At 29.4% G+C, this 24,644-nt stretch carries 16 protein-coding genes; 3 read left to right on the top strand and 13 right to left on the bottom strand.

Annotation, left to right across the window (positions count from 1 at the left end):
* Nucleotides 1-163: 163 nt before the first annotated feature.
* Nucleotides 164-4,462: a 2-hydroxyglutaryl-CoA dehydratase gene (locus tag DIC82_10660; protein ID AWK51463.1), complete on the bottom strand. Its 4,299-nt coding sequence runs from the start codon at nt 4,460-4,462 to the stop codon at nt 164-166.
* A 186-nt stretch (nt 4,463-4,648) separates the two neighbouring features.
* Here DIC82_10660 and DIC82_10655 point away from each other — a divergent pair, with 186 nt between their 5' ends.
* Nucleotides 4,649-5,008, top strand: coding sequence for a hypothetical protein (locus tag DIC82_10655; protein AWK51462.1), 360 nt, complete (start codon nt 4,649-4,651; stop codon nt 5,006-5,008).
* Nucleotides 5,009-5,090: 82 nt separating this feature from the next.
* Here DIC82_10655 and DIC82_10650 read toward each other — a convergent pair whose 3' ends face one another.
* The 3 genes from DIC82_10650 to DIC82_10640 form a co-directional block, all read right to left on the bottom strand.
* Complete coding sequence (locus tag DIC82_10650; protein AWK51461.1) at nt 5,091-5,819, bottom strand: transglutaminase; 729 nt, start codon at nt 5,817-5,819, stop codon at nt 5,091-5,093.
* A 365-nt stretch (nt 5,820-6,184) separates the two neighbouring features.
* Nucleotides 6,185-6,820, bottom strand: coding sequence for a recombination regulator RecX (locus DIC82_10645; protein AWK51460.1), 636 nt, complete (start codon nt 6,818-6,820; stop codon nt 6,185-6,187).
* Between the two features lie 44 nt (nt 6,821-6,864).
* Nucleotides 6,865-8,106 carry a peptidase M16 gene (locus tag DIC82_10640; GenBank protein AWK51459.1) on the bottom strand — a complete coding sequence of 414 codons (1,242 nt, stop codon included), beginning with the start codon at nt 8,104-8,106 and terminating at the stop codon, nt 6,865-6,867.
* A 516-nt stretch (nt 8,107-8,622) separates the two neighbouring features.
* Between DIC82_10640 and DIC82_10635 the strand changes: the two genes are divergently transcribed.
* The gene (locus DIC82_10635; protein ID AWK51458.1) at nt 8,623-9,294 is read left to right on the top strand and encodes a DNA-binding response regulator; all 672 of its coding nucleotides are present in this window, start codon (nt 8,623-8,625) and stop codon (nt 9,292-9,294) included.
* On the top strand, nt 9,294-10,811 hold the full coding sequence (locus tag DIC82_10630; protein AWK51457.1) for a two-component sensor histidine kinase: 1,518 nt from the start codon (nt 9,294-9,296) through the stop codon (nt 10,809-10,811). The genes DIC82_10635 and DIC82_10630 overlap by 1 nt, the downstream gene beginning before the upstream one ends.
* A gap of 116 nt (nt 10,812-10,927) precedes the next feature.
* Here the strand turns inward: DIC82_10630 and DIC82_10625 are convergent, their stop codons facing one another.
* The 9 genes from DIC82_10625 to DIC82_10585 form a co-directional block, all read right to left on the bottom strand.
* Entirely contained in the window at nt 10,928-11,671 is a 744-nt protein-coding gene (locus tag DIC82_10625; GenBank protein AWK53069.1) for a short-chain dehydrogenase, read from the bottom strand.
* Between the two features lie 172 nt (nt 11,672-11,843).
* The gene (locus tag DIC82_10620; GenBank protein AWK51456.1) at nt 11,844-12,776 is read right to left on the bottom strand and encodes a serine/threonine protein phosphatase; all 933 of its coding nucleotides are present in this window, start codon (nt 12,774-12,776) and stop codon (nt 11,844-11,846) included.
* A gap of 442 nt (nt 12,777-13,218) precedes the next feature.
* The gene (locus DIC82_10615) at nt 13,219-14,703 is read right to left on the bottom strand and encodes a fucose isomerase (protein AWK51455.1); all 1,485 of its coding nucleotides are present in this window, start codon (nt 14,701-14,703) and stop codon (nt 13,219-13,221) included.
* Nucleotides 14,704-14,918: 215 nt separating this feature from the next.
* A complete protein-coding gene (locus tag DIC82_10610) occupies nt 14,919-15,542 on the bottom strand; it encodes a DUF4867 domain-containing protein (protein ID AWK51454.1) in 624 nt (207 codons plus the stop codon).
* A gap of 154 nt (nt 15,543-15,696) precedes the next feature.
* Nucleotides 15,697-17,688 (bottom strand): transketolase, encoded by a 1,992-nt coding sequence (gene tkt / locus DIC82_10605; protein ID AWK51453.1) that lies wholly within the window; start codon nt 17,686-17,688, stop codon nt 15,697-15,699.
* Between the two features lie 237 nt (nt 17,689-17,925).
* On the bottom strand, nt 17,926-18,573 hold the full coding sequence (gene fsa / locus DIC82_10600) for a fructose-6-phosphate aldolase (protein AWK51452.1): 648 nt from the start codon (nt 18,571-18,573) through the stop codon (nt 17,926-17,928).
* A 131-nt stretch (nt 18,574-18,704) separates the two neighbouring features.
* Nucleotides 18,705-19,862, bottom strand: a complete 1,158-nt coding sequence (locus DIC82_10595) for an ROK family transcriptional regulator (GenBank protein AWK51451.1) — start codon at nt 19,860-19,862, stop codon at nt 18,705-18,707.
* A 137-nt stretch (nt 19,863-19,999) separates the two neighbouring features.
* Nucleotides 20,000-21,508, bottom strand: a complete 1,509-nt coding sequence (xylB, locus tag DIC82_10590) for a xylulokinase (protein AWK51450.1) — start codon at nt 21,506-21,508, stop codon at nt 20,000-20,002.
* 668 nt (nt 21,509-22,176) lie between these two features.
* Nucleotides 22,177-24,552 (bottom strand): phosphoketolase, encoded by a 2,376-nt coding sequence (locus DIC82_10585; protein AWK53068.1) that lies wholly within the window; start codon nt 24,550-24,552, stop codon nt 22,177-22,179.
* Between the last annotated feature and the right edge of the window lie 92 nt (nt 24,553-24,644).

Below are 24,644 nucleotides of genomic sequence, written 5' to 3'. Positions count from 1 at the left end.
ATCATAATAGTATTTAATAATTTTAAGATAAGATTCACAACTAAAAGTAATTTCTATATATTAATTTAAATTGTGAATATTTCAAAGTTTATCTAAAAGTATACGCTCAATTTTGAATTTGTACCTCTAGATAAATAAAAAGCCTAAAGAGTGTATCTGTATGCTAAGTTAGACTTACTTCATTATGGAACTGTTGTTTCTCTATGCCTTCTTCTTGTTCCTTATGAATTGTAGGTTCTTCTTCTAAATTTTTAAATGCTACTGATAGCATAAGTTTAATTCTATTTAATTGATTTACATTTGATGCCCCTGGATCATAATCTATAGCCACTATATTTGAGCTTGGATATCTTTCCTTTAAAGTCTTAATCATTCCTTTTCCAGTCACATGATTAGGTAAACATGCAAAAGGTTGAAGACAAGCTATATTGCTAGTTCCACTTTTTATAAGTTCAATCATTTCAGCTGTTAAAAACCATCCTTCTCCACATTGATTTCCAAGTGATAGTATAGGTGATGCCATGTTAGCTAGTTCTTTTATATGTTTAGGTTTATAGAATCTATTGCTTTTTTCTAGATATTTCTTCATTGTTTTTCTATAAGTTTCCATATACATAATTGCTATATTACATAAATTCTTTGACATTTTGCTTCCTGCAAGAAATTTAGCTTTAAAATCTGCATCAAAAGCTGAATAGAAGAAGAAATCCAAAAGATCTGGAACTACTGCTTCTGCTCCTTCATTTTCTAAAATTCCTACTATATCATTATTAGCTGTTGGATGGAATTTAACTAATATTTCTCCAACAATACCAACCTTAGGTTTTTTTATGTTTAATAATGGTAAATTATCAAAATCACTAATTATTTCTTTTACATTTTTATTAAATTCTCTTTTACTTCCATTAATTAAATTGGATTTAGCTCTTTCATTCCACTTTTTATGAAGTTCATTTGCTGACCCCTTAAGTTTTTCATAAGGTCTTGTCCTATATAAAACTCTCATAAATAAGTCACCATAAACTAAAGCCATAATTGCTTTATGAAGAAGTTTTGCTGTAATTTTAAACCCTGGTTGTTCTTCAAGTCCTATTGCATTTAAAGATATAACTGGTACTTGTTCAAATCCAGCTTGCTTTAATGCCATCTTTAAAAAACCAATGTAATTTGTAGCTCTACAGCCTCCACCAGTTTGTGACATTATAACTGAAGTATTATTCACATCATATTTACCTGATTTTAAAGCTTCAATCATTTGACCAACTACTATTATTGAAGGATAACAAGCATCATTATTAACATATTTTAATCCTTCATCCACTGCTTTCATATCCATGGATGGTAACACATCAATATTATACCCAGCTGCTCTTACTGCTGTTTCAATTAAATCAAAATGTATTGGAGACATTTGAGGACATAAAATTGTATGAGTTTTCCTCATTTCAGCTGTAAATATTGGATTTTTATATATAATTTTTTCTTCAATTGGTTTATAATTCTTTCTTTCTCTTTCATCCATTGCAGCTTTTAATGATCTTATTCTTATTTTGGCTGCTCCTAAATTATTTCCTTCATCTATTTTTAGAACTGTATATATTTTGCCTGTAGATGAAATTATTTCATTTACTTGATCTGTAGTAACAGCATCTAGTCCACATCCAAAAGAATTTAATTGAATTATGTCCAAGCATGACTCTTCAGCTACAAAAGCTGCAGCTCTATATAATCTTGAATGGTATGTCCATTGATCTACGACTCTCAATTTATCTTTTAATACTCCTAAATGTGATACGCTGTCTTCAGTTAATACTGCCATATCAAAGGAACTTATAATATCAGGAATACCATGATTTATTTCTGGATCTATATGATATGGCCTTCCACTTAATACTATTCCTTTTTTATTATTTTTTCTCAAATAATCTATAACTTCTTCGCCTTTGTTTTGTATGTCTTTTTTGTAAGCATCTCTTTCCATACTTGCTTTATTTATTGCTATTTTTGCTTCTTGTAGCGTAACATTAAATATTTTAAATTCTGTTACTAATCTATTAGCAAGTTCATTATCATCATTTAAAGATAAAAATGGTTCCATAAAATTAATATCATTTGATTTTAATTCATCCATATTGTTTTTTATGGCTTCTGGATAAGAAATTACCATAGGACAATTATAATTATTTTGAGCATCCTTAAACTCATTTTTTTCATATGATATACAAGGATAGAATATATTTTTAATTCCTCTATTTATTAAATTAATTACATGACCATGAGCAAGTTTTGCTGGATAACAAGCTGATTCTGATGGAATTGTCTCTATTCCAAGTTCATATATTTTCTTGCTTGAAGCTTGCGATAGCTTAACACTAAATCCTAAACTAGTTAAAAGAGTAAACCAAAATGGGTAATTCTCATACATGTTAAGTACTCTTGGAATTCCAATAACGCCACGTTTTGCTTCGTCTTCTTTGAGAGGCTTATAATTGAAGGTTCTCTTATATTTATAGTCATATAAATTAGGTAATTTATCCTCTTTAGGTTTATCTATGCCTAATCCTCTTTCACATCTATTACCTGAAATAAACTCCTCATCCGTAGAAAATTTATTTATAGTAAGTAAACAGTTGTTTCCGCACTTTCCACACCTTCTAAAAGATGATTCCATTTCAAATTCATCTATTTTATTTTTTTGTAATAAACTAGACTTTTCGCCTTCAATATATCTCTCCTTTGCAATAATTGCACATCCAAAGGCACCCATAAGACCTGATATATCTGGTCTTATGACTTCTCTACCTGAAATAAGTTCAAAACTTCTAAGTACAGCTTCATTATAAAAAGTTCCGCCTTGTACTATAACTTTTTCACCTATATCACTTTCACTTCTTAATTTTATTACTTTAAACAAAGCATTTTTTATAACAGAATATGAAATTCCTGCTGAAATATCAGAAACCGTTGCGCCTTCCTTCTGAGATTGCTTAACTCTAGAATTCATAAATACTGTACATCTAGAACCTAAATCTACTGGTGCTTTTGAAAATAGTGCTTCCTTTGCAAAATCTTCAATTTTCATATCAAGAGTTTTAGCAAAACTTTCAATAAATGATCCACATCCTGATGAACAAGCTTCATTTAAGAGTATGCTATCTATTGCTCCATTTTTAATTTTTAGACACTTCATGTCTTGTCCACCTATATCTAAAATGAAGTCTACGCCTGGCAAAAAGTAATCTGCGGCTTTATAGTGTGCAATTGTTTCAATTTCTCCAATATCTATATGTAACGCAGATTTAATTAAAGCTTCTCCATAACCTGTAACTGTAGAATTCATAATTTCCACAGTGTCTGGAAGTTTTTCATATAAGTCTTTTATAATATCTACGACTTTATTTAATGGATTTCCTTCATTACTTCCATAGTAAGAATATAAAAGCTCAGAATTTTCACTTATGAGCGCCACTTTAGTTGTTGTCGAACCTGCATCTATTCCTAGATATGCTTGGCCCTTGTAACTATTTAGTTCTGCTCTTTTTAATACATTTTTATTATGTCTATCTTTAAATATTTTATAATCTTCTTGATCCTTAAATAATGGTTCAAGTCTTGCTTGATTATCATCCTTTATATCCGATATATCTGAAATCTTACCTACTATCTTTTTTAAAGATGTTAATTTTTCTTTTTGTGATAAAAGTGCAGCTCCTATAGCAACAAAAAGTTGAGAATTTTCTGGAGCAATTATTTGGTCTCCTTCTAAATTTAACGTCTCAACAAATCTTTGTCTTAGTTCTGATAAAAAGAATAATGGTCCACCAAGAAAGGCTACATTCCCTTTTATTGGTTTACCACAAGCAAGGCCTCCTATAGTTTGATTTACTACTGCTTGAAGTATTGATGCAGCTATATCTGCTTTATGAGCCCCTTCATTTATCAATGGTTGTACATCTGTTTTAGCAAAAACCCCACATCTTGATGCTATAGGATATAATACCTTATATTCTTTTGCATATTCGTTTAATCCTAACGCATCTGTGTTTAACAATATTGCCATTTGATCGATGAAAGCCCCAGTACCTCCTGCACAACTTCCATTCATCCGTTGCTCTAGTCCACCTTTAAAATATGTTATTTTAGCATCTTCACCACCAAGTTCTATTACAACATCAGTTTGTGGAATAAGTGTCTCAACTGTTTTTGAACACGCGATTACTTCTTGTACAAAACCAATCCCTAGCCATTTAGAAACTGACATCCCCCCTGATCCAGTTATACTAATCTTGCAGTTAATATCTCCCAAGACTTCATAAGATTCCTTTATTAAATCTATAATAGTGCTTCTTATATCTGAAAAATGTCTTTGGTATTTACTATATATTATGCTGTCCTCATTATTAAGAACTGCTAACTTTACTGTTGTTGATCCTATATCTAATCCAATTTTATAATTTATCATATTCTAGCATTCACCTCTTTGTTTTTTTCAATTAACATACACTATTTTTTCAATTTGCATGTATGCTATGTCTTAATAAATTAAAACTATAAATTAATAAGTTCATATGTATAGTTATTTAAAATATTGTCTATAATTATAAAGTATTTAAGGCAGTATTTACAATTTGACTTTTGGAGGTTACAAATGAATTATTTTAATGAAGGAAATAAATTTTATAATATACAAGATTATGAAAGGGCTATTGATTGTTATAAAAAATCTGCATCTCAAAATGCAAATGAAGCCTGTTCATATTATAATTGTGGTGTTTGCTTTATTAAACTAAAAAACTTTGATGATGCAATAATAATGCTAAATAAAGCAATTTCCCTTAAACATGAAAGTAAATACTTTTTCAACCTAGGATATTGTTATGTTATGAAGGAATGTCTTGATACAGCTTTGCGTCTTTTTAATCTAGCTTGGTCAATAGATCCTAATGATAATGACTGTGAAAAAGCTATTAATCTTATTATTTCAAAGCTATATAAAAAAATAATTTAATACTTAAGTCAGCTAATAGCTAACAATTAACTGCTAGGATTGAAGGCCGCTGGCTTTCTTTAAATGTCATAATAATATGTTACTACCATTCTCCAGCAATTTCTTCTGCATTATGATTATTAAATAGATTGGAATCAAAATAATTTCCTCCATCATAGAATGTCGGATCTACATTTATCCACATATTTTCGTCATTTAGATAAACTTGATTCCATGCATGCCCTACATATTGTTCACCATCAAACGCCTGTCCACCTATCAATCTTACTTTAAGGTCTATAGCTCTAGACATAGCTACATAAAGACATGCTTTATCAAAACATATTCCTGACTTACTTTCAAAGGCACATATAGCACCACTCTCTGGCATTTGGCGATTGTCACTCCCATATAATACTTTCTCAGCTTTATCATTATCATACTTTATATTTCTTCCAACCCAAGTATATAAAATTTTAGCTCTTTCTCTATCACTTGTAGCACTTTCTGTTAATTCAACTGCTTTATTATTAATATTTGAGTTTGATTTTATTCCTTCATCTATAGTAATTCCATTATAGATAGTAACTGTATTAGAAGATTCACTTTTACTTGATTGTCTATTCTTAAAAAATCCACTAATTTTGTTTTTGCTATCTGAACTATATTCATTAAATGAAATCTCTTGTTTTAGTCCATTTTCTGAAAAAGAACTGTTAGTTGTAGGATTAAATGTTATATTAGAAAAAACTAACATTGCAATAATTATACTTATTTGAACACACCCTGAAGCAATTCCAGAAATCACTAGTAAAAATTTATTTTCCTTCATGATTTTTTCCTCCATAAATAATATCCTACCTAATTTTAATTTAGTTGAAACTTAAAATTTCATCTAAAAAGTTTCACTTTGTCTGATGTCTAGCATTTCTAACCTCCCATCATAGATGCTAGCTAAGAACTGCACGACCCTAGATTAGTTCAACTAAATTTAGCTGGAATATAAAATTCCATCTAAAAAGTTTCACTTTATACTATCATTATACCAAAACTTATACCATTATTGTAAGTTAATATTTGCCTTTAAGACATTAAAAAGAGATTGACATGTTAAAGATGTGATGTATATTTTGAATCTTACAAGGAGATATATTACATCCTTGTGGACTATTAGGTGAATATGCCTAATATATTGCATTAAAACTCATCTAATGACATAATTTCCTTAACAACCTCACTTGTAACATCATATCCATATCCCTTAGAAATTAAGTATCTATACAACTTACCTGAAATCTTGAAATTATCATTTTCCTTCTTTTTTATGATATCAAGCTTTTTCTTTGCTAAATTAAGTGCAATATTTTTTTCATTTTCTTTATTTAAATTAGATAATTCTTCCTCTATCTTATCTTTTGGTATACCTTTTTGAATTAGGGTATACTTAATTTTCTGACTTCCTTGAGACTTTAATTTATCACTTATAAATGCTTTTGTATAATTGCTGTCATTTATGAAATTATATTCTTTAAGAAATTCAATACTTTTATTTATGGAGTTATCTTCATACCCCTTTAGTATTAGTTTATCTCTTACCTCTTTTTCAGTTTTATAACTTTTTTCAATTATTCTTAAAGCAGAATTCTTGCATCTTATTAAGCTCTCATGCTCTGCTAAAATTTTAAGTTTTTCTGAATCTATCTCTTCATTTTTATTAAGACCTTCTTTATAAACTAACTCTACGGAAAGAGAAAAGGCATATTCTCCATCTAAGAATAAATTAACTCTTTCTTTATTTTTCTTTTGAATTTCTATTTTTGTTATTATCGCCATAATTCCTTATTTTCACCTTTACTTATAATTATAATTTATATTTGCTAATTAGATTTTAGTATATGAATTGTTGGATTTATTAAAACCTTTTTACCTACTTCATTGATTTTAATTGTATCTAAGTTATTTAATCTGTCCATATCCTTAACAAATTCAAATATATCTTCATCTTCTAAAGCTTGATGAAGCATATAATTGCATAATTCTGAAGAATCCTCTAACGTAGATATTACAGCCGTTTTATGAACTTTCTTCATTATATTTAAATCTTTATCTACAATTTGAATTTCCCCATCAACTAACTTCTTCAAAGTCTCATCAATTGCATCTTTAGCTTCGTCAACATTTTCTTCTCCAACTGCGGTATATATATAAAGAGTTTTTATGCTATTAGTTATTTCAAGATGAGTATAAATATCATAAGCTAATCCTCTATTTTCCCTTATTTCTCTAAAAAGTAGTGAATTTGAACTTTCACCAAGCCTATGATTTAATATTCTAAGAGAAAGCTCATCAGATTTTTCCAAATCATCGAAGGTGTACAAATAAACTATTGTACTTTGTTCAATATCTTTTTTATAGCTTATTGATGTTATTTTCTTATTTTTTTCTTTTATAATATCTATGCGCTTAGGCTTTTCGCCTTTCCATCCTTTAAATTGATCTTCTACCAATTTTAATGCTTCTTCATGACTTAAAGATGATACCATAGTTATAAGTGAATTTTTAGGAGTATAGTGTTTAGTATAATAATATACTATTTCTTCTCTAGTAAATCTTGAAACATTCTCTTCAAGTCCAGTTACTTCATATTTAAGCGCACTCTTAGTAAATGCAATTCTATTTACATTCTTAAAACTCAAATCTTCTATATCATCTTTACTCATCCTTATTTCAGATAAAATAACTCCCCGTTCCTTTTCAATTTCACCCTTGTCAAACTTTGGATTTATCACCATATCACCTAAAAGTTCTACTGCTTTTTCAAATTCTTCCATCAAACAATTAATTGTATACACTGTTGCATCATAGTCTGTATAAGCATTGTATTCTCCACCCAAAGCTTCTAATTCTTCATTAAGTTCCTCATCGCTTCTAGTTGTAGTTCCCTTAAATAATGTATGTTCAATAAAATGACTTATACCTTTTTGTTCTAAACTCTCATATAATGCGCCTACTTTAATTCCTATATTTATAGCCGCAATCTGAGTATCTTTATTTATTGTTATTACTTCTAGCCCATTTGCTAAAGTATGTCTCTTTACATCAAAATTTAATTTTATCATTTATCAATCTCCTACTTGTTATCTAATCTTTTCATATTTATAATTAATATTTTTCTGTATTAATCGATATGTTTTGGTAAAATCCAATTATTTTATTATAACCTCTATCGTTAACTTTGCACCCCTAATCATATCATAATTAAAAATATATTCCTACTATTTCTGAAGTCTAAAATAATGTATAGTAACATTATAACGTATCAAATGTATACTTTATAGTTTTGAATGTATAATTTATAAAATATTCTTCTATCCTTATATCTTCTAATTCAATATAATTAAAGAAAGTTATATCGATAATAATATTAATTATATTATTATTAAATATAATTAATATCAAAATGCTTATAATTACTAATTAAATTATAAAAATATCTTTGCTCTTATAACGTAGAAATTAATATGATAAGGTTGTAATATAATTGCCTTATTTATATTGTATTATTAATTATGAATAAACTTTTCATATATTACCAAATAATTTCAATTTATTTTGATAAAGGAGATGACATAATAATGCGGAAATCTATTTTAATTGTAGAGGATGAACTTAGAATTAGATTTTTACTTAGAGACTATTTAATGAAGGAAGATTTTAATGTTTTTGAAGCTTCAAATGGTGAAGAGGGCTTGTTTATATTTAGCACTCAAAAAATCGATTTGGTTCTTTTAGATATAATGATGCCTATTATGGATGGATTAACTATGCTTGAAAAATTAAGAGAGGTTTCAACTGTTCCAGTAATTCTGCTTACTGCAAAAGGAGAGGAAGAAGATAAACTTCAAGGATATGATTATGGTGCTGATGACTATATGACAAAGCCTTTTAGCCCTAAGGTTTTAATTGCTAAAGTTAAAGCCCTTCTTAAAAGGACTAGAGAAGACTTGGATTCAAGCTCTCAAAATTTTAATGGTCTTACAGTAAATAAGCTTTCTCATGAAGTTAAAATTGATGGAAAAGAAATAATATTGTCACCAAAAGAATATGAGCTTTTAATATATTTGATCACTAATGAAGGTATTGCCTTAAATAGAGATAATATTTTAGATAACGTATGGGGTATTGATTATTATGGGGATATTCGTACTGTAGACACTAATGTTAAAAGACTTCGAGAAAAATTATTAGATAAGTCTACTTATATAATTACTGTTCGTGGCAGTGGTTATAAATTTGAGGCTAAATAATGAGGTACAGTTTATCTAAAAGACTGTTTACTATAACCTTGTCTCTAATTATCGGCTTAATGCTTATAACATACTTTGCACAAGCTTTTTTCTTTGAAAGATTTTATTCTTATAAAAAAACAATATCATTAGTACAAGAAGTTAATAAGTTTCATGATTTATATTCTCTTCATATTGACAATGATTCTGACTTATATAAAGCCCTTCAAAAACTTGAAAATGATAATAATGCTAAAGTTATTGTTACGTCTTTAACTGGAGACATTAAATATATTTCTAATAATATTAATGGTGATAAGGAAAGCTTTGACACTTTAACTGCTTTTGGCACAGAATTAATTAACAATAAAGATTTAATAAATCAAGTTATTACACATTCTCAAACTAAATATACAAATTTTGATAACAAAAGTAGTGGACTAAAAAAGATTGGTGTTGTTAGCCCTATGTCTTTAAGCAGTAAAAATGATAGCCTTATTTTTTGTGTTTCTTCTATTCAGCCCATAAAAGAAGCCTCTGAAGTTATAAGTGAATTTTTTATATATTTATTTTATGGTCTAATTACTGTTTCTATAATACTTGCTTTAATTTATTCTAATTTAATTTCTAAACCTCTTGTGACTTTAACCTTTGTTGCTAATAAAATGTCTAACATGGATTTTTCTGTAACTTGTGAAACTGATAGAGAAGATGAAATAGGTAGTCTTGCTAAATCCTTAAACTTTTTATCAAAAAATCTTCAAGCATCACTATTAGATCTACAAAAGAAAAATAAAAAACTTGAAGATGATATCGAAAAAGAAAGACAATTAGATAACATGAGGAAGGAATTCACAGCTAATGTAAGTCACGAACTTAAAACTCCAATTGGAATAATAGAAGGTTATGCAGAAGGGCTTAAAGATGGTATTGTATCTGGTGAAGATGCAAAAATGTATTTAGAAACTATAATTGATGAATCTAAAAAAATGAGTGTTTTAGTCACTAATATGTTGGAACTTTCAAAACTTGAATCTGGAACAATCAAACCAAATCCTGAAGCCTTTAATATAAATCGATTAATTACCAAAGTACTTAAAAAGCATAAACCTGACTTTGAAGAAAATAAATTCAATGTGAATTTTAATTCTTCAACGCCTTATAGTTATGTTTATGCAGATCCATTTCAAATGGAGCAAGTTTTTACTAATCTTATGACCAATGCAATTAAATATACTCCTCCAAGCAATGATATTAATATAAACATTGAAGAGGAATTAGATAAGTTTAAAATATCAGTTCAAAATATGGGCGTGAGCATCCCTGAAGAAGAAATAAGTAAGCTTTTTGATAAATTCTATAGACTAGATAAATCTAGAGAAAGAACTCAAAAAAATAGCACAGGTATTGGATTATCAATAGTTAAAAACATTTTACATCTTCATAATAGTGAATTTAACCTTAAAAACATAGATAAAGGAGTAGAATTTTACTTCTACTTAGACAAAATAGTATCGCCTGAAAACGAAGAAGATTAAAGTATAAATATAACATTATGTTATAAAAATGCGTAATGATCTCAATACTTTATTAAATCAGAGATATAGATATAATAAATCAAATGTCTCCATTTATTTTTGAATGTAACTAGCTATCAGATGAATCCACCATCTGCACGGATGATTTGCCCTGTTATATATGAAGAATCGTCACTACATAAAAATACTGCAAGTTTTCCTATTTCACTTGGATTTCCAAATCTCCCTAGAGGAATTTCTTCTTCTAGGGCCTTTTTTTCTTCTTCTCCTAGAAAAGAATTCATTTTTGTATCTATTACTCCTGGTGCAATACAATTTACTCTTATATTTGAAGGTGCAACTTCTTTTGCAAGAGCTTTTGTAAATGCATTTAATCCACCTTTTGTAGTTGAATACAATACTTCACAGGATGCTCCAACCTCTCCCCACATAGAAGAAATGTTTATTATATTTCCACTTTTTCTCGAAATCATCTCTTTAAGAACATGTTTTGTTAAATACATTGCACCTAAAAGATTAGTACTTACAATTCTTTGAATTTCCTCTTCTGTAGCATCCATAAATAATCCAATGTAGCTTATACCTGCATTATTTACTAAAATATCTATTTTACCCATTATCTTTAAAGTTTCATTAACTATTATATTGCACTTTTCAAAAGATGATATATCTCCTTTTATTATAATTCCATATCCACTTACTCTTTTTACTTCTTCTAACGTTTCTTTTGCGCCTTCATCATCTGTTGAATAGTTTATTATTATACTTGCACCTTGTCTTGCAAATTCTATAGCTATAGCTCTTCCTATGCCTCTTGATGCTCCTGTAATCAGTGCAACTTTTCCACTTAATTTATTCATAATTGTCTTAGCGAGATAATATATTATACATATTAAATCTCTACTAACGTCCACCACCTTTCAACTTTGTTTCGTACAATTTACTTTATAAATGTCAATTTTATATTATTTAAAAATTTCTTCAAAAACTCTAATTACATTTTTATAGAATATTTTTTAATTGTTTCCCTTACTAAAGGTTTCTAGCAAAATCTAAATATTTCCGTATTTTTTCGGGACCTCCTGTTATACTTTTATTAATATATAAAATTTCTTTCTTGCCCACTTCTATTTCCCATTTTACTAAAGAAATTTCTCCGTTAGTTATTTCAATACAAGTTACTGATGATGGGAACACACAACATCCATCATTAAAATAAAGCCCTTCTTCAGGTTCTGGAAATATATCATTATGTGTATGTCCACAAATAATCATTTTCCTTTCTTTTCTTGCCAACTTTTCTAATATATTGTCTATCTTATTTCCCTTGTTATAATTATTTGCAGGACTAGTGGGCGATTTAAATCCAGCAATCCCCTCTAGAAATCGCCATACATATCTAACTAAAAATCTACTACTTTTCCACATGTCACAGTTAATCAAGTCAACTTGATGTCCATGAAACGCAATTATATCTTTGTTTAAAGGCGTATATCTAAGTATAATCCCCTCATAAAATTTTATGTTTCTATAAAGACTAATCATTTCACGTCCAAACCCATAGCCTGTAGCCTCAAAAAGTTTTTCTTGTTTTTTCATAAATTCTGGATTTGATTTAACTATATCATGATTTCCAAAAACTAAATATAGTCTATTATCTTTATGAAACTTATTTAATATATTAAAAATATCTTTATAATTATAAGCTATATCTAAACAATCCTTGTTTTTCCACAACTCATCTCCATCACCTAGTTCAATTAAAGTATAGCCATTTTTATTATAAAATCCAAGTGCAGCTTTATAAATGTTTTTATTTTGCCTTAAAGAATCTGCATATCCTCCATCCCCTCTATGCGAATCACTTATTAAAACTATCTTTGAATCTTCATTAAATTCAACTATCTTACCTGTTTCTAATATTCTTTTAATGAAATTTTTACTTTTCGCACAATTTTCACCCATATATTAATCCCATACACATCTATTAATTTAATTTATTATATGCACCACTAAAAAAAGTGCGAAGCATAATCAAGAACTTTTCCCATATTAAAAAAGTGCGAAGCACAATCAAGAACTTTTCACCATCAAAAAAAGTGCGAAGCACAAATAAGAATTTTTCATCTATAAAAGAGTTCTCATAAAAGTGTTTTTACTTATTTTAAGATAATCCTTACATTCAAATTTCAATTTCCGAACTTATACTTTTCTCGCAATTATAAATAAAAAAGATGAAGATAATCTCTCGTATAGATTATCTTCATCTTTAGTTATTTCTTTCATATCTCATTTCATGATTTTTTTATGTCACTTTTAATTATTAAACAATAATTAAAAGTTGGGCAAGAAAGTTAACTAAATACTAACTCACTTACCCAACTTATTTAAAATTTAACTATTCTTATTATTTTTCAAAAGGATTTTCTGTTTTATAAAGCATTCCTTTAGGTTGATTAAATCCAAATTCTTTAACACCTAGATATCTAAATAAATTGTAAATTGCTTTTCCGTGGTGTCCAAATGCAACTGCTCCATGATGTGGATAATTCTTTTCTATTAATACATGACGATAGAATCTTCCCATTTCAGGAATTGCAAATATACCAATAGCTCCAAATGAACGAGTTGCAACTGGTAGAACTTCACCTTGAGCTACATAAGCTGTTAATTCTGCATCTGCATTGCTTTGTAATCTGAAGAATGTAATATCTCCTGGAAGAATATCTCCTTCAAGAGTTCCTCTAGTTATATTTGGTTCTACATTTGGTTCTAATGCTCTTGCCATAATCATTTGATTTTTCATAGTACAAGATGATAATTTGCAAGCTGATGTGTTACCACAGTGGAATCCCATAAATGTATCTTTTAATGTGTAATCAAATTTACCTTTAATTTCTGATTCATACATATCAGCTGGTACTGAATTATTAATATCAAGTAAAGTAACAACATCTTGGCTTATGCAAGTTCCTATATATTCACTTAATGCACCATAAATATCAACTTCGCAAGCTACTGGAATTCCCATTGCTGTTAAACGGCTGTTTACATAGCAAGGTACAAATCCAAATTGTGTTTGGAATGATGGCCAGCATTTATTTGCAAATACAACATATTCTCTTGAACCTTTATGTTCTTCCATCCAATCTAATAATGTAATTTCATATTGTGCAAGTTTTGGTAGGATACCAGGCATTTTATTTCCTTCTCCTAATTCTTTTTCCATGCTAGCAATTACATCTGGAATTCTTGAGTCATTTGCATGTTCATTAAATGCAGCATATAAATCAAGTTCTGAGTTTTCTTCTATTTCAACACCTAAGTTATATAATTGCTTAATAGGTGCATTACAAGCTAAGAAATCTTGTGGACGAGGTCCAAATGAAATAACTTTTAAGTTTTGTATTCCAAGTAAAGCAGTTGCAACTGGTACAAATTCAGATATCATATCTGCAACTTCTGATGCTGTTCCAACTGGATATTCAGGGATATATGCTTTTATATTACGAAGTGCTAAATTATAACTTGCATTAAGCATTCCACAATATGCATCTCCACGTCCATTAATTAAGTTATCTCCAGTTTCTTCAGCAGCTGCAACAAACATTACAGGTCCATCAAATTTCTTAGCAAGTAAAGTTTCAGCAGTTTCTGGTCCAAAGTTTCCAAGGAATACTACTAATGCATTTACGCCAGCTTCTTTAACTTCTGCCAATGCTTTTTCCATATGTTTTTCATTTTCAATAGCTGTTGGACATTCATAAATATCCCCGTTAGATTTTTTATAAGCTTCTACTACAGCCTTTCTTCTATTAACTGATAACTCCATTGGGAAACAATCTCTACTTACTGCAACAATTCCTAATTTTACTTTTGGTATATTATTCATTTCTAATTCCTCCATTTATTATATTTTTTTATTTTTAATACATATCTTTATCTTAGTTAATATTTTACACACACTTTTATCTTTAATCTTTTTTATACATTTCTAATTTTATCTTTTTATCAATTAAGTTTTCAATTACGGTTTATATTAAGTCAATTATGACAAAATATTCTTGGTTGCGCTAAATAAGTTCCTAATTGTGCTTCGCACTTTTTTTAAAGGTGAATATTTTCTCCAACTAAGCCTATAAATGCTCCTTGCTCACCTAAATCTGTGTCCTTATGACCAATTAACCACTTGTTTCTAGCAAATAACAATGCATCTTCTCCTACTTTTTCAATTGTTTTTTCTAAAGGCAAATTAGTATCTCTTGGTAGAACAACAACACATTTAAATCCATCTTCTTGTGCATTGCAAGGTGCATAATGAAGGGTAGTTGCATATACTTCAATTATAGTTCCAGCTGGAACCATAAAAGCTTCTATATTGGCAGTATCATAAGAATAATCGTTTTCGATATCTTGTTGGCTACCTATAAGCAAAATAAGATCTGTTACTGCTATATTTATTTCAGATGAACGATGATATTCAACTGCATTTAGCATATAATTATTGCCATTACAATATCCTATTTGAATTGGTAATTCACCAAATTCTCTTGTTCTTAAATCTTCAGCAATTTTTAAATCTTCAAGTTCTTTTATAGATGGTTCATAAATTACATCAGTAGGCATAGGTGTAATACTTTTCATTTTTTCAATTATTTCAGAGCAATCATAGTTATTTAAAACTTGTCCATATTTTTTAAAATCAATGTCAGTAACTTTTTTTATAATCATCTTAACCCTACCTTTCATATTTCATATTTCTTATATTTATATACATATTGCAATATTTTGATAGTTCACAAATATTCAAGATGTCTTTCAACACATATTTATTTAATTCTTATCTATTTTATTGCAATATGCTAAATCTACTTAGTTTAAGATTTTATTTATTTACTACTGTAGCAGCAGTATCAACAACATTTTCTACAGTGAATCCAAATTGTTTAAATAATGTATTTGCATTTCCTGATGCTCCGAAAGTATCTAATGAAATAACATTTCCATCTAGACCTACATATTTATGCCATCCAAATGATGTTAATGCTTCAACAGCAACTCTTGCTCTTACTTTATTTGGCATAACTGATTCTTTATAAGCTTCATCTTGTGCTTCGAATAACTCGAATGATGGCATACTTATAACTCTTGCGTCTATTCCTTTAGTTGCTAATTCGTCAGCTGCTTTAAATATTAATTCAACTTCTGAACCTGATGCCATAAGAAGTACATCTGGAGTTTCCTTTTTAGAATCTTTAAGGATATATCCACCCTTTAATGCTCTCTTAGGACATCCATCATATAGTGGTAACTTTTGTCTTGTTAATACCAATGATGTTGGTGTAGTCCCATTAGTTACAGCATAATACCAAGCTGCTGCTGTTTCTTTTGAGTCAGCTGGTCTAAATACTGTCATGTTTGGCATACTTCTAAGTGCTGCTAATTGTTCTATTGGTTGATGAGTTGGACCATCTTCTCCTACTCCAATACTATCATGTGTTAAAACATAAGCTATTGGAAGGTTCATAAGACTTGATAATCTCATAGCACCCTTCATGTAGTCACTGAATACGAAGAATGTTGAACAGAATACCTTAAGTCCACCATGTACATACATACCATTAACTATAGCTGCCATTGCATGTTCTCTTACTCCAAAGTGAAGATTTTGTCCGCTTCTGTCAGTATCTGAGAAGTCTCCCTTGCCAGCCATATAAGTTTTATTTGAAGGAGCTAAATCTGCTGATCCTCCTATTAAATTAGGAATTAATTTAGCTAATCTATTTATCATTATTCCTGAAGATTCTCTTGTAGCCATTTCTTTATCAAAGCTCCAAAGTTCTTCATTATTTAATAATGCTTCTTTATCTATTTCACCACTCATCCAATTAGCATATTCTACAGCTAATTCTGGATAGGCTTTCTTATATTCTGTAAATAATTTGTTCCAAGCTTCTTCTTTTGAAGCGCCTTCTTCTATGTGTTCATTCATATTTGTATATACTTCATCTGGTACATAGAATGCTGGTTCTGTCTTCCAACCTAAGTTTTCTTTCATTGCAATTACATTTTCAGTTCCTAATGGTTCCCCATGAGCTGATGCTTTTCCTTGCTTTGCAGGACATCCGAAACCAATTTGGTTTTTAACTATTATAATTGAAGGTTTTAAAGTTTCTGCTTTAGCTTCTTCAATAGCAGCTTCTATTGCATCTATATCATTTCCATCAGCAATGTTTAATACTTGCCAACAATAAGCTTCATATCTCTTGGCTACATCTTCTCTAAATGCTATATCAGTACTTCCTTCAATTGAAATATTATTTGAATCATATAATACAACTAATTTTCCAAGACCTAAAGTTCCAGCTAGTGATGATGCTTCTCCTGAAATTCCTTCCATAAGACAACCATCTCCACATATTGCATATGTATAGTGATTAACTACATTATAGTTCTCTTTATTAAACTTTTCTGCAAGATGTGCTTCTGCCATTGCCATTCCTACAGCATTACATATACCTTGTCCAAGTGGTCCTGTTGTAATTTCAACACCTTTAGTATGACCAAACTCTGGATGTCCTGGAGTTAAACTTCCTACTTGTCTGAAGTTTTTAATATCTTCAACTGTTACTCCATATCCAAATAAGTGTAATAATGAATATTCAAGCATTGAACCATGTCCTGCTGATAATACGAACCTGTCTCTATTATCCCAAGTTGGATTCTTTCCATTATGGTTCATTTTTGACCATAAAGTGAAGGCCATAGTTGCTGCTCCAAGTGGAAGTCCTGGATGACCAGATTTTGATTTTTCAATTGCATCTGCTGAAAGTACTCTTATTGCATTAATAGATAATTTATCGAATTCTCTACTCATTTTTTTCCTCACTTTACATTATTATTTAAATATGAATGATTGATGAATAATTAAGGATGAAATTCCTACGGAATTTCTTTAATATATATTTTTTCAAACTCCTCCTGAAAAGTGACAATCGAAATTTTAAATTTCGTTCTTCGAACTTTCTCTGTGAGTTTTGTTCCATAATTATTCATTATTAGTTGTTAACTGTTAATTGTTAATTGTTAATTGTTCATTGTTAACTCTTAACGTTTACTTTCCAAAAGCCGCTGCCCAATCTGCCTTAAACTTTTCAAGTCCTTGATCTGTTAATGGATGCTTTATCATTTGTAATACTAAGCTATATGGAATTGTTGCTATATCTGCTCCAGCTTGTGCTGCTTGAATAACATGAATTGGATTTCTTACGCTAGCTGCAATTATTTCTGTTTCTATTCCGTGAATTGCAAATATATCTGCAATATTTCTTACTAGTTCCATTCCATCCATTGATATATCATCTATTCTTCCTAAGAATGGGCTTACATATGTTGCTCCTGCATTTGCAGCTAAAAGAGCTTGTGTTACTGAGAAAATTAAAGTTACATTTGTTTTAATTCCTTCTTTAGATAAAACCTTAGTTGCCTTAAGTCCTTCTGCTGTCATTGGAATCTTTACAATCATATTTTTATGAATTGCTGCGATTTCTCTTCCTTCTTTAATCATCCCTTGCGCATCTTCACTTATAACTTCTCCACTTATTGGTCCATCTACTATTTCTGTTATTTCTTTTATGACTTCATTAAAGTCTCTACCTTCTTTAGCAACTAATGATGGGTTTGTAGTTACACCACATATTACTCCCATTTCATTTGCTTCTTTAATATGTTCTATGTTTGCTGTGTCTAAAAAAAATCTCATTTTTCTTACATCTCCTCTTTTTTTATTTACAACGAATATTTTTAAATTATTAATTGCTTAAATACTTAAATAATATATTTTTAAATATCCTTTAATAAGTTTTTATAAATGAGGTAGTAAATACTACCTTATTATTTAATTTCTAAAAATTCCTCTATAGGCATCATTGCTGCTCCTAAAAGAAATGATTCCTTGAACTTTGTAATTTCTATTTTGCAATTACTATCATTAATAAATAAATTATCTTTATATATTACTTCTTTTAAGTACTCTATTTCATTATTGATTAAATTATTTATTTCTCCACCAATAACTACACGATTAGGATCTAAAATCATAGTTAAATTAACTATCCCATTTCCTAAAATATATAAGTATTCTTTTAATATTTGTATAGCATCTTCATCACCATTATCATATGCTTTTTCTAACGTTTCTATATCTTCTATCTCGTCTAATTCATCTGATAATTTTTCATTGTATAGTTCTAAAAGTACGTTTTTAGAAGTATATGCTTCTAAACATCCTCTAGCTCCGCACTTACATAGCTTTCCATCTAGATTTATTTTTGTGTGACCCATCTCTCCAGATGAATTATCACTTCCTCTATATATTGCTCCATTTATTATTATTCCAAGACCTAATCCATCTGTTATTGAAACATATAATAAATTATCTACTATATCTTTTTTATTTAAATATTCATAATATGCTGATAAATTTGCTTCATTATCTATATATATAGGTACATTTAAATATTCAAATTTTTCTTTTAAATTAAAATTCTTCATATTAAGCAAATAAGAATTTTTTATTATCCCTCTTTCTGAATCTACAGTTCCTGGTATAGAAATTCCAATTCCTAAAAGCTGAGTAGTTTGTATGTTATTGTTCTGTAAAATTTCATATATATTATCATTTACTACTTGAACTATTTCATCAGCATTATTATTTTTGTGTCTTACTCTAATATTATCAATTTCTTCACTTTTTAAATTAATTAATGATAATTTTATATGTTTAGGTGATAAGGCTATTCCTAATGAATATCTACAATTTTCATTTAACTTAATTGCCATTGCTTTCCTACCACCAGTAGATTCTAATGACCTTACATCTTCAACAATTCCCTCTTCTTTTAATTCTGTAATATTAGTAGAAACTGTTGTAATACTTATATCAAGTTCTCTAGAGATATCTAACTTAGTAATTTCATTTTTTACCAGTAGTAATTTAATTATTTTTTTTCTGTTTGTTTCCTTAATTTTGCTGTGATTTACTTCGATCAATTTTTAAATTACCCCCATTCTTTCCCTTAGTTAATGATATCACTATTTTGTGTAGTTAAGCATCTCATTTGTTATTTTTTCTTATATTATTTTAATTATTTGTCTTTAAACTGTTTTTTTGTTCTACTTTTATCTTTTTAAAGGTGTAAATCCTTTGTCCTTGGATAACTAGCATTATAGATTTCGTATACTTTTTCATATATATCTTTCAAATCAGTATTTGGATTTACCTTTGAATTTCCTTTTATTATTTTGCTACAAGCATCTTCTACTGAATCATATATTCCAGCTCCAACTCCTGCAAGTATTGCTACACCAAGAGCTCCACCTTCTGATGCCTTAACTGTAGTTAATGGATACCCAAAAATATCAGCTAATATTTGTCTCCAAACACTACTTTCTGCACCACCACCACTTACTCTTATTTCATCAATATTTACATTCATACCTTCAATAAGATCAAGGCAATTCTTTAAGCTAAAGCTAACACCTTCTAATATACTTCTTACAAAATCATCATGATTATTTATAAGTGATACTCCTAAGAATGCACCTTTTGCATTTGGATCTATATGTGGAGTTCTTTCTCCCATAAGGTATGGTAAATAAACTATTCCATTAGACCCTGGTTTTGATGCAGCTGCTTTTTCAGTTAAAATATCATATATATCTCTTCCTGACTTTTCACTCTCTTCAACTTCTTTAGCACAAAATGTTCTTTTAAACCAATTCAATGATAAACCTGCACCTTGAGTTACCCCCATTATGTGCCACTTATTAGGTACTGCATGACATAAAGTATGAACTCTTCCTTCTTTATCAAATCTTGGTGTATCTGTTGCTGCAAATACAACTCCTGATGTACCTATAGTTGTAGATATTATTCCTTCACTTACTATTCCATTTCCTATAGCGCCAGCAGCTTGATCTCCTGCACCACCAACAACTGGAGTATTTACTTCTAGATTTGTTAATTTAGCAGCCTCTTCTGTGACTTTTCCACTAACAACTACTGATTCATAAACATCTGCTAATATATTTTTATCTATGTTTAAATCCTTAAGCAGTTCTTCACTCCAATTTCTGGTGTTTATATCTAACATTTGCATTCCACTAGCATCTGAAACTTCAGTTGCAAATACATTTGTTAATTTTAATCTTATATAATCCTTTGGTAAAAGTATTTTATATATCTTTTCATAATTTTCTGGTTCATTATTTCTAACCCATAATAATTTTGAAAGTGTAAATCCAGTTAACGCAGGATTTCCTGTTATTTTAATTAATCTTTCTTTTCCAATAACTTCTGTCATGTAATCGCACTCTTTTTCTGTTCTTTGATCACACCATATTATAGAATTTCTTATCACTTTATAGTCTTTATCTACTAAAACAAGTCCATGCATTTGGCCGCTTAAACCAATACCTTTAATGTCAGAAGCTTTTACATCACTTTTTTCAATAACATCTTTTATTCCTTTAACACAAGCTTCCCACCAGTCATCTGGATTTTGTTCTGCCCATCCTACTTGTGGTTGAAATAAATCATAACCATAGGTAGCAGTTTTTATTGTTTTTCCTTCTTCATTAAATAAAGCCGTCTTAGTTCCTGATGTTCCAATATCTAATCCTAACAAATATCTCATGATAAACCTCCTGTTTTTAATACACCTTGTTTTTATATAATCTTAAATTTAAAATAACTTTTTAAATGTGTTTTAATAAGTTTATTTTACTTCTCTTTTTTTGTTTAGTCAATATATTTCAGTAAACTTTTTCATTATCTTTTTTAAAATGAACTTTAATAACAAATTAATACTAGCTCATAATATAATTAACTCTAAATTAATCTACGGCAAAATTTAGTTTTTCAACTGCTATATTTAATTCTTCTGAAAACTTAAACGCCTTTTGAATTTCTATAATTTGTTTTTGCTCTCCAGCTGATACCTATTCAATAGTCGCATAAGTCTCTTCTGAAACAAATAATTTTGAACTTAATTGTTCCAGTATCACTCCTAAATTTTGCCAGTTATTGATTGATTTACTTTCGCAGAAATATAAATACTATAACCTGATGAATTCTTCTGTAATGACCATACAAATTCTCCTTTTGCCTTATTAGATAAATCCAATAATTTTTTTATCATATAAAACTATCACTTCTTGTATTATCATTACATATCAACGCCCAGATTATTCATATACTTTTCTACTCTTATTATTTTATATACTCTTATAAACACTCAAATCAATTATTTTCAACAGAAAAATTATATATACCTCTATGCATTCTTGACTTGAATGATGAGAATTACTTAAGTCCTTTCCATTCCCAGTTAGCGATTTCTGGTAAATCAATACCATTTTCATGTACATATTTAGTATGCATATCTAATTTTTCATTCATTTCTTGGATGATATAAGCGCCTTTATTACCCAATTGTGGCAAGTGATGGATTGCATCTTTAACAAGATTGTAACGATCTAATTCGTTCAAGACACGCATATCGAATCCAGTTGTGATTTCACCATTATCTCTGTAACCATGAACAGAAACATTATGGTTCGCACGTTTGAAGAACAAAGTATCTATTAAGTTTTCATATCCATGAAAACCGAAGATGATTGGTTTGTCTGTAGTGAATATCATATTGAACTCTGCATCGGACATACCATGTTCATAGCTTTCTGGAGATTGTAATTTCAATAAATCAACAATATTAACAAATCTAATCTTAAGTTCAGGTAAATAATCATGTAATAATTGAACAGCAGCGAAACCTTCCAGTGTTGGAGTATCACCAGCCATTGCAAATATAATATCTGTTTCTCCGTTTTTATCTGTGCTTGCCCATTCGATGATACCTAAGCCGTTACTAACTAAATATTCAGCTTCATCAATAGTAAACCATTGTTGTCTTGGATGTTTTGAAGCTGTCAAAAGATTTACTTGATTACGGCTTCTTAAACATTTATCAAATGTTACAAGTAAAGTATTGGCATCTGCTGGCAAGTATTCATGGATTAAACCCGAATTTTTATCAGCTAAATGTCCAAGCATTCCTGGATCTTGGTGAGTATAACCATTATGATCTTGTTGCCAAATATGAGAAGTCATAATTAAGTTTAATGATGCAATCTTTTCTCTCCAATCAATGGATTCACATTGGTTAAGCCATTTAAAATGTTGTGTAACCATTGAGTCTACAACACGCAAGAATGATTCGTAACTATGTATAAAGCCATGACGACCAGTTAATAGGTAAGCTTCTAAAGCTCCTTCAGCTACATGTTCACTAAGCATTGAATCAAATACACGTCCATCTGGTGATAGGAATTCATCATAAGGTTCATTGATTTCTCCAACCCATTGGCGGCTTGTTTCTTCAAACATTGCATATAAACGGTTTGAGGCAGCTTCGTCTGGACTGAAAGCACGGAAATTACGTTCTTTTTTATTTAATTTCATAACGTCACGTACATAATTACCTAAAATAAGCATATCTTGTGCGACATTTTTACCTTTTTCTTCATTATTAATAGCATAATCACGATAATTTGGTAAACGTAAACCTTTCATGATTTTACCACCATTTGTTGCAGGGTTGCAAGACATACGCTTATTGCCTTTAGGAATTATTTCTGCAATTTCTTCAACTAGCTTACCTTCTTCAGTAAATAATTCTTCTGGGCGATAGCTTTTCATCCATTTTGCGAATTCATCTGCATATTCCATATGTTTTCTATCAAAAGGAATTGGAACTTGATGTGCACGGAATGAACCTTCAATTGGTTGTCCATTCAATTCTTTTGGTCCTGTCCATCCTTTAGGTGTTCTATTAAGGATAACTGGCCATTTTGGTCTAGACATATCATTATTTTCAATTGCATTCTTTTTAATAGCTTGAATTTTTTCTATAGCTTCATCCATTTTGTCTGCCATTAAACGATGCATTACTTCTGGATCGTTACCTTCAACAAAGATTGGATCCCATCCTAAGCCTTCAAAATATTTTTGTAATTCTTCATCTGTCATGCGGGCCATTATAGTAGGATTGCTAATCTTAAATCCATTTAAGTAAAGTATTGGTAAAACAACACCGTCTGTAACAGGATTTATAAATTTATTTAATTGCCAAGAAGTAGCTAATGGTCCTGTTTCTGCTTCACCATCTCCAACAACAACTGCAGCAATTAAATCAGGATTATCTAATATAGCACCAAAACCATGCATTACAGAATAACCTAATTCTCCACCTTCATGTATTGAACCAGGAGCTTCTGGAGTTGCATGAGAACCTACTCCACCTGAAAATGAGAATTCCTTGTATAATTTTGATAATCCTCTTATATCTTGAGTAATTTCAGGGTAAATATCACTATAGCTACCATCTAAATAAGAGTTAGAAACCATAACTTGTCCACCATGACCAGGACCAGAAATGTATAACATATTTAAATCATATTTGTTAATAACACGGTTTAAATGTGAGTAAATAAAAGTTTGTCCAGCAATTGTTCCCCAGTGACCAAAAACGGAATTTTTTACATGTTCTGGTTTTAGTGGCTCTTTTAATAAAGGATTGCCCATAAGATACAATTGTCCAACTGAAATATAATTAACAGCTCTCCAATGCGCATCTACTTTTTTCAAATAACTTTCGGAAGAATAATCAATGTCAGTAATTTTGTTGTTTATCATTTTTTACAGTCCCCTTTTATTATGTATTTTTCACTTATTAATAAGTAATAAGTTTGATTGCTTTTCTGCATTCTCTA

This window comes from Clostridium beijerinckii, from assembly GCA_003129525.1.
Lineage (GTDB): Bacteria > Bacillota > Clostridia > Clostridiales > Clostridiaceae > Clostridium > Clostridium beijerinckii_D.
The sequence above is the reverse complement of the archived record's forward strand: the minus strand, read 5'-3'. Positions and strand labels throughout refer to the sequence as shown.

Coding starts and splice junctions, on each gene's coding strand:
- DIC82_10660 (AWK51463.1), bottom strand. CDS start 4,462: ATGATAAATTATAAAATTGGATTAGATATAGGATCAACAACAGTAAAG.
- DIC82_10655 (AWK51462.1), top strand. CDS start 4,649: ATGAATTATTTTAATGAAGGAAATAAATTTTATAATATACAAGATTAT.
- DIC82_10650 (AWK51461.1), bottom strand. CDS start 5,819: ATGAAGGAAAATAAATTTTTACTAGTGATTTCTGGAATTGCTTCAGGG.
- DIC82_10645 (AWK51460.1), bottom strand. CDS start 6,820: ATGGCGATAATAACAAAAATAGAAATTCAAAAGAAAAATAAAGAAAGA.
- DIC82_10640 (AWK51459.1), bottom strand. CDS start 8,106: ATGATAAAATTAAATTTTGATGTAAAGAGACATACTTTAGCAAATGGG.
- DIC82_10635 (AWK51458.1), top strand. CDS start 8,623: ATGCGGAAATCTATTTTAATTGTAGAGGATGAACTTAGAATTAGATTT.
- DIC82_10630 (AWK51457.1), top strand. CDS start 9,294: ATGAGGTACAGTTTATCTAAAAGACTGTTTACTATAACCTTGTCTCTA.
- DIC82_10625 (AWK53069.1), bottom strand. CDS start 11,671: ATGAATAAATTAAGTGGAAAAGTTGCACTGATTACAGGAGCATCAAGA.
- DIC82_10620 (AWK51456.1), bottom strand. CDS start 12,776: ATGGGTGAAAATTGTGCGAAAAGTAAAAATTTCATTAAAAGAATATTA.
- DIC82_10615 (AWK51455.1), bottom strand. CDS start 14,703: ATGAATAATATACCAAAAGTAAAATTAGGAATTGTTGCAGTAAGTAGA.
- DIC82_10610 (AWK51454.1), bottom strand. CDS start 15,542: ATGATTATAAAAAAAGTTACTGACATTGATTTTAAAAAATATGGACAA.
- tkt (AWK51453.1), bottom strand. CDS start 17,688: ATGAGTAGAGAATTCGATAAATTATCTATTAATGCAATAAGAGTACTT.
- fsa (AWK51452.1), bottom strand. CDS start 18,573: ATGAGATTTTTTTTAGACACAGCAAACATAGAACATATTAAAGAAGCA.
- xylB (AWK51450.1), bottom strand. CDS start 21,508: ATGAGATATTTGTTAGGATTAGATATTGGAACATCAGGAACTAAGACG.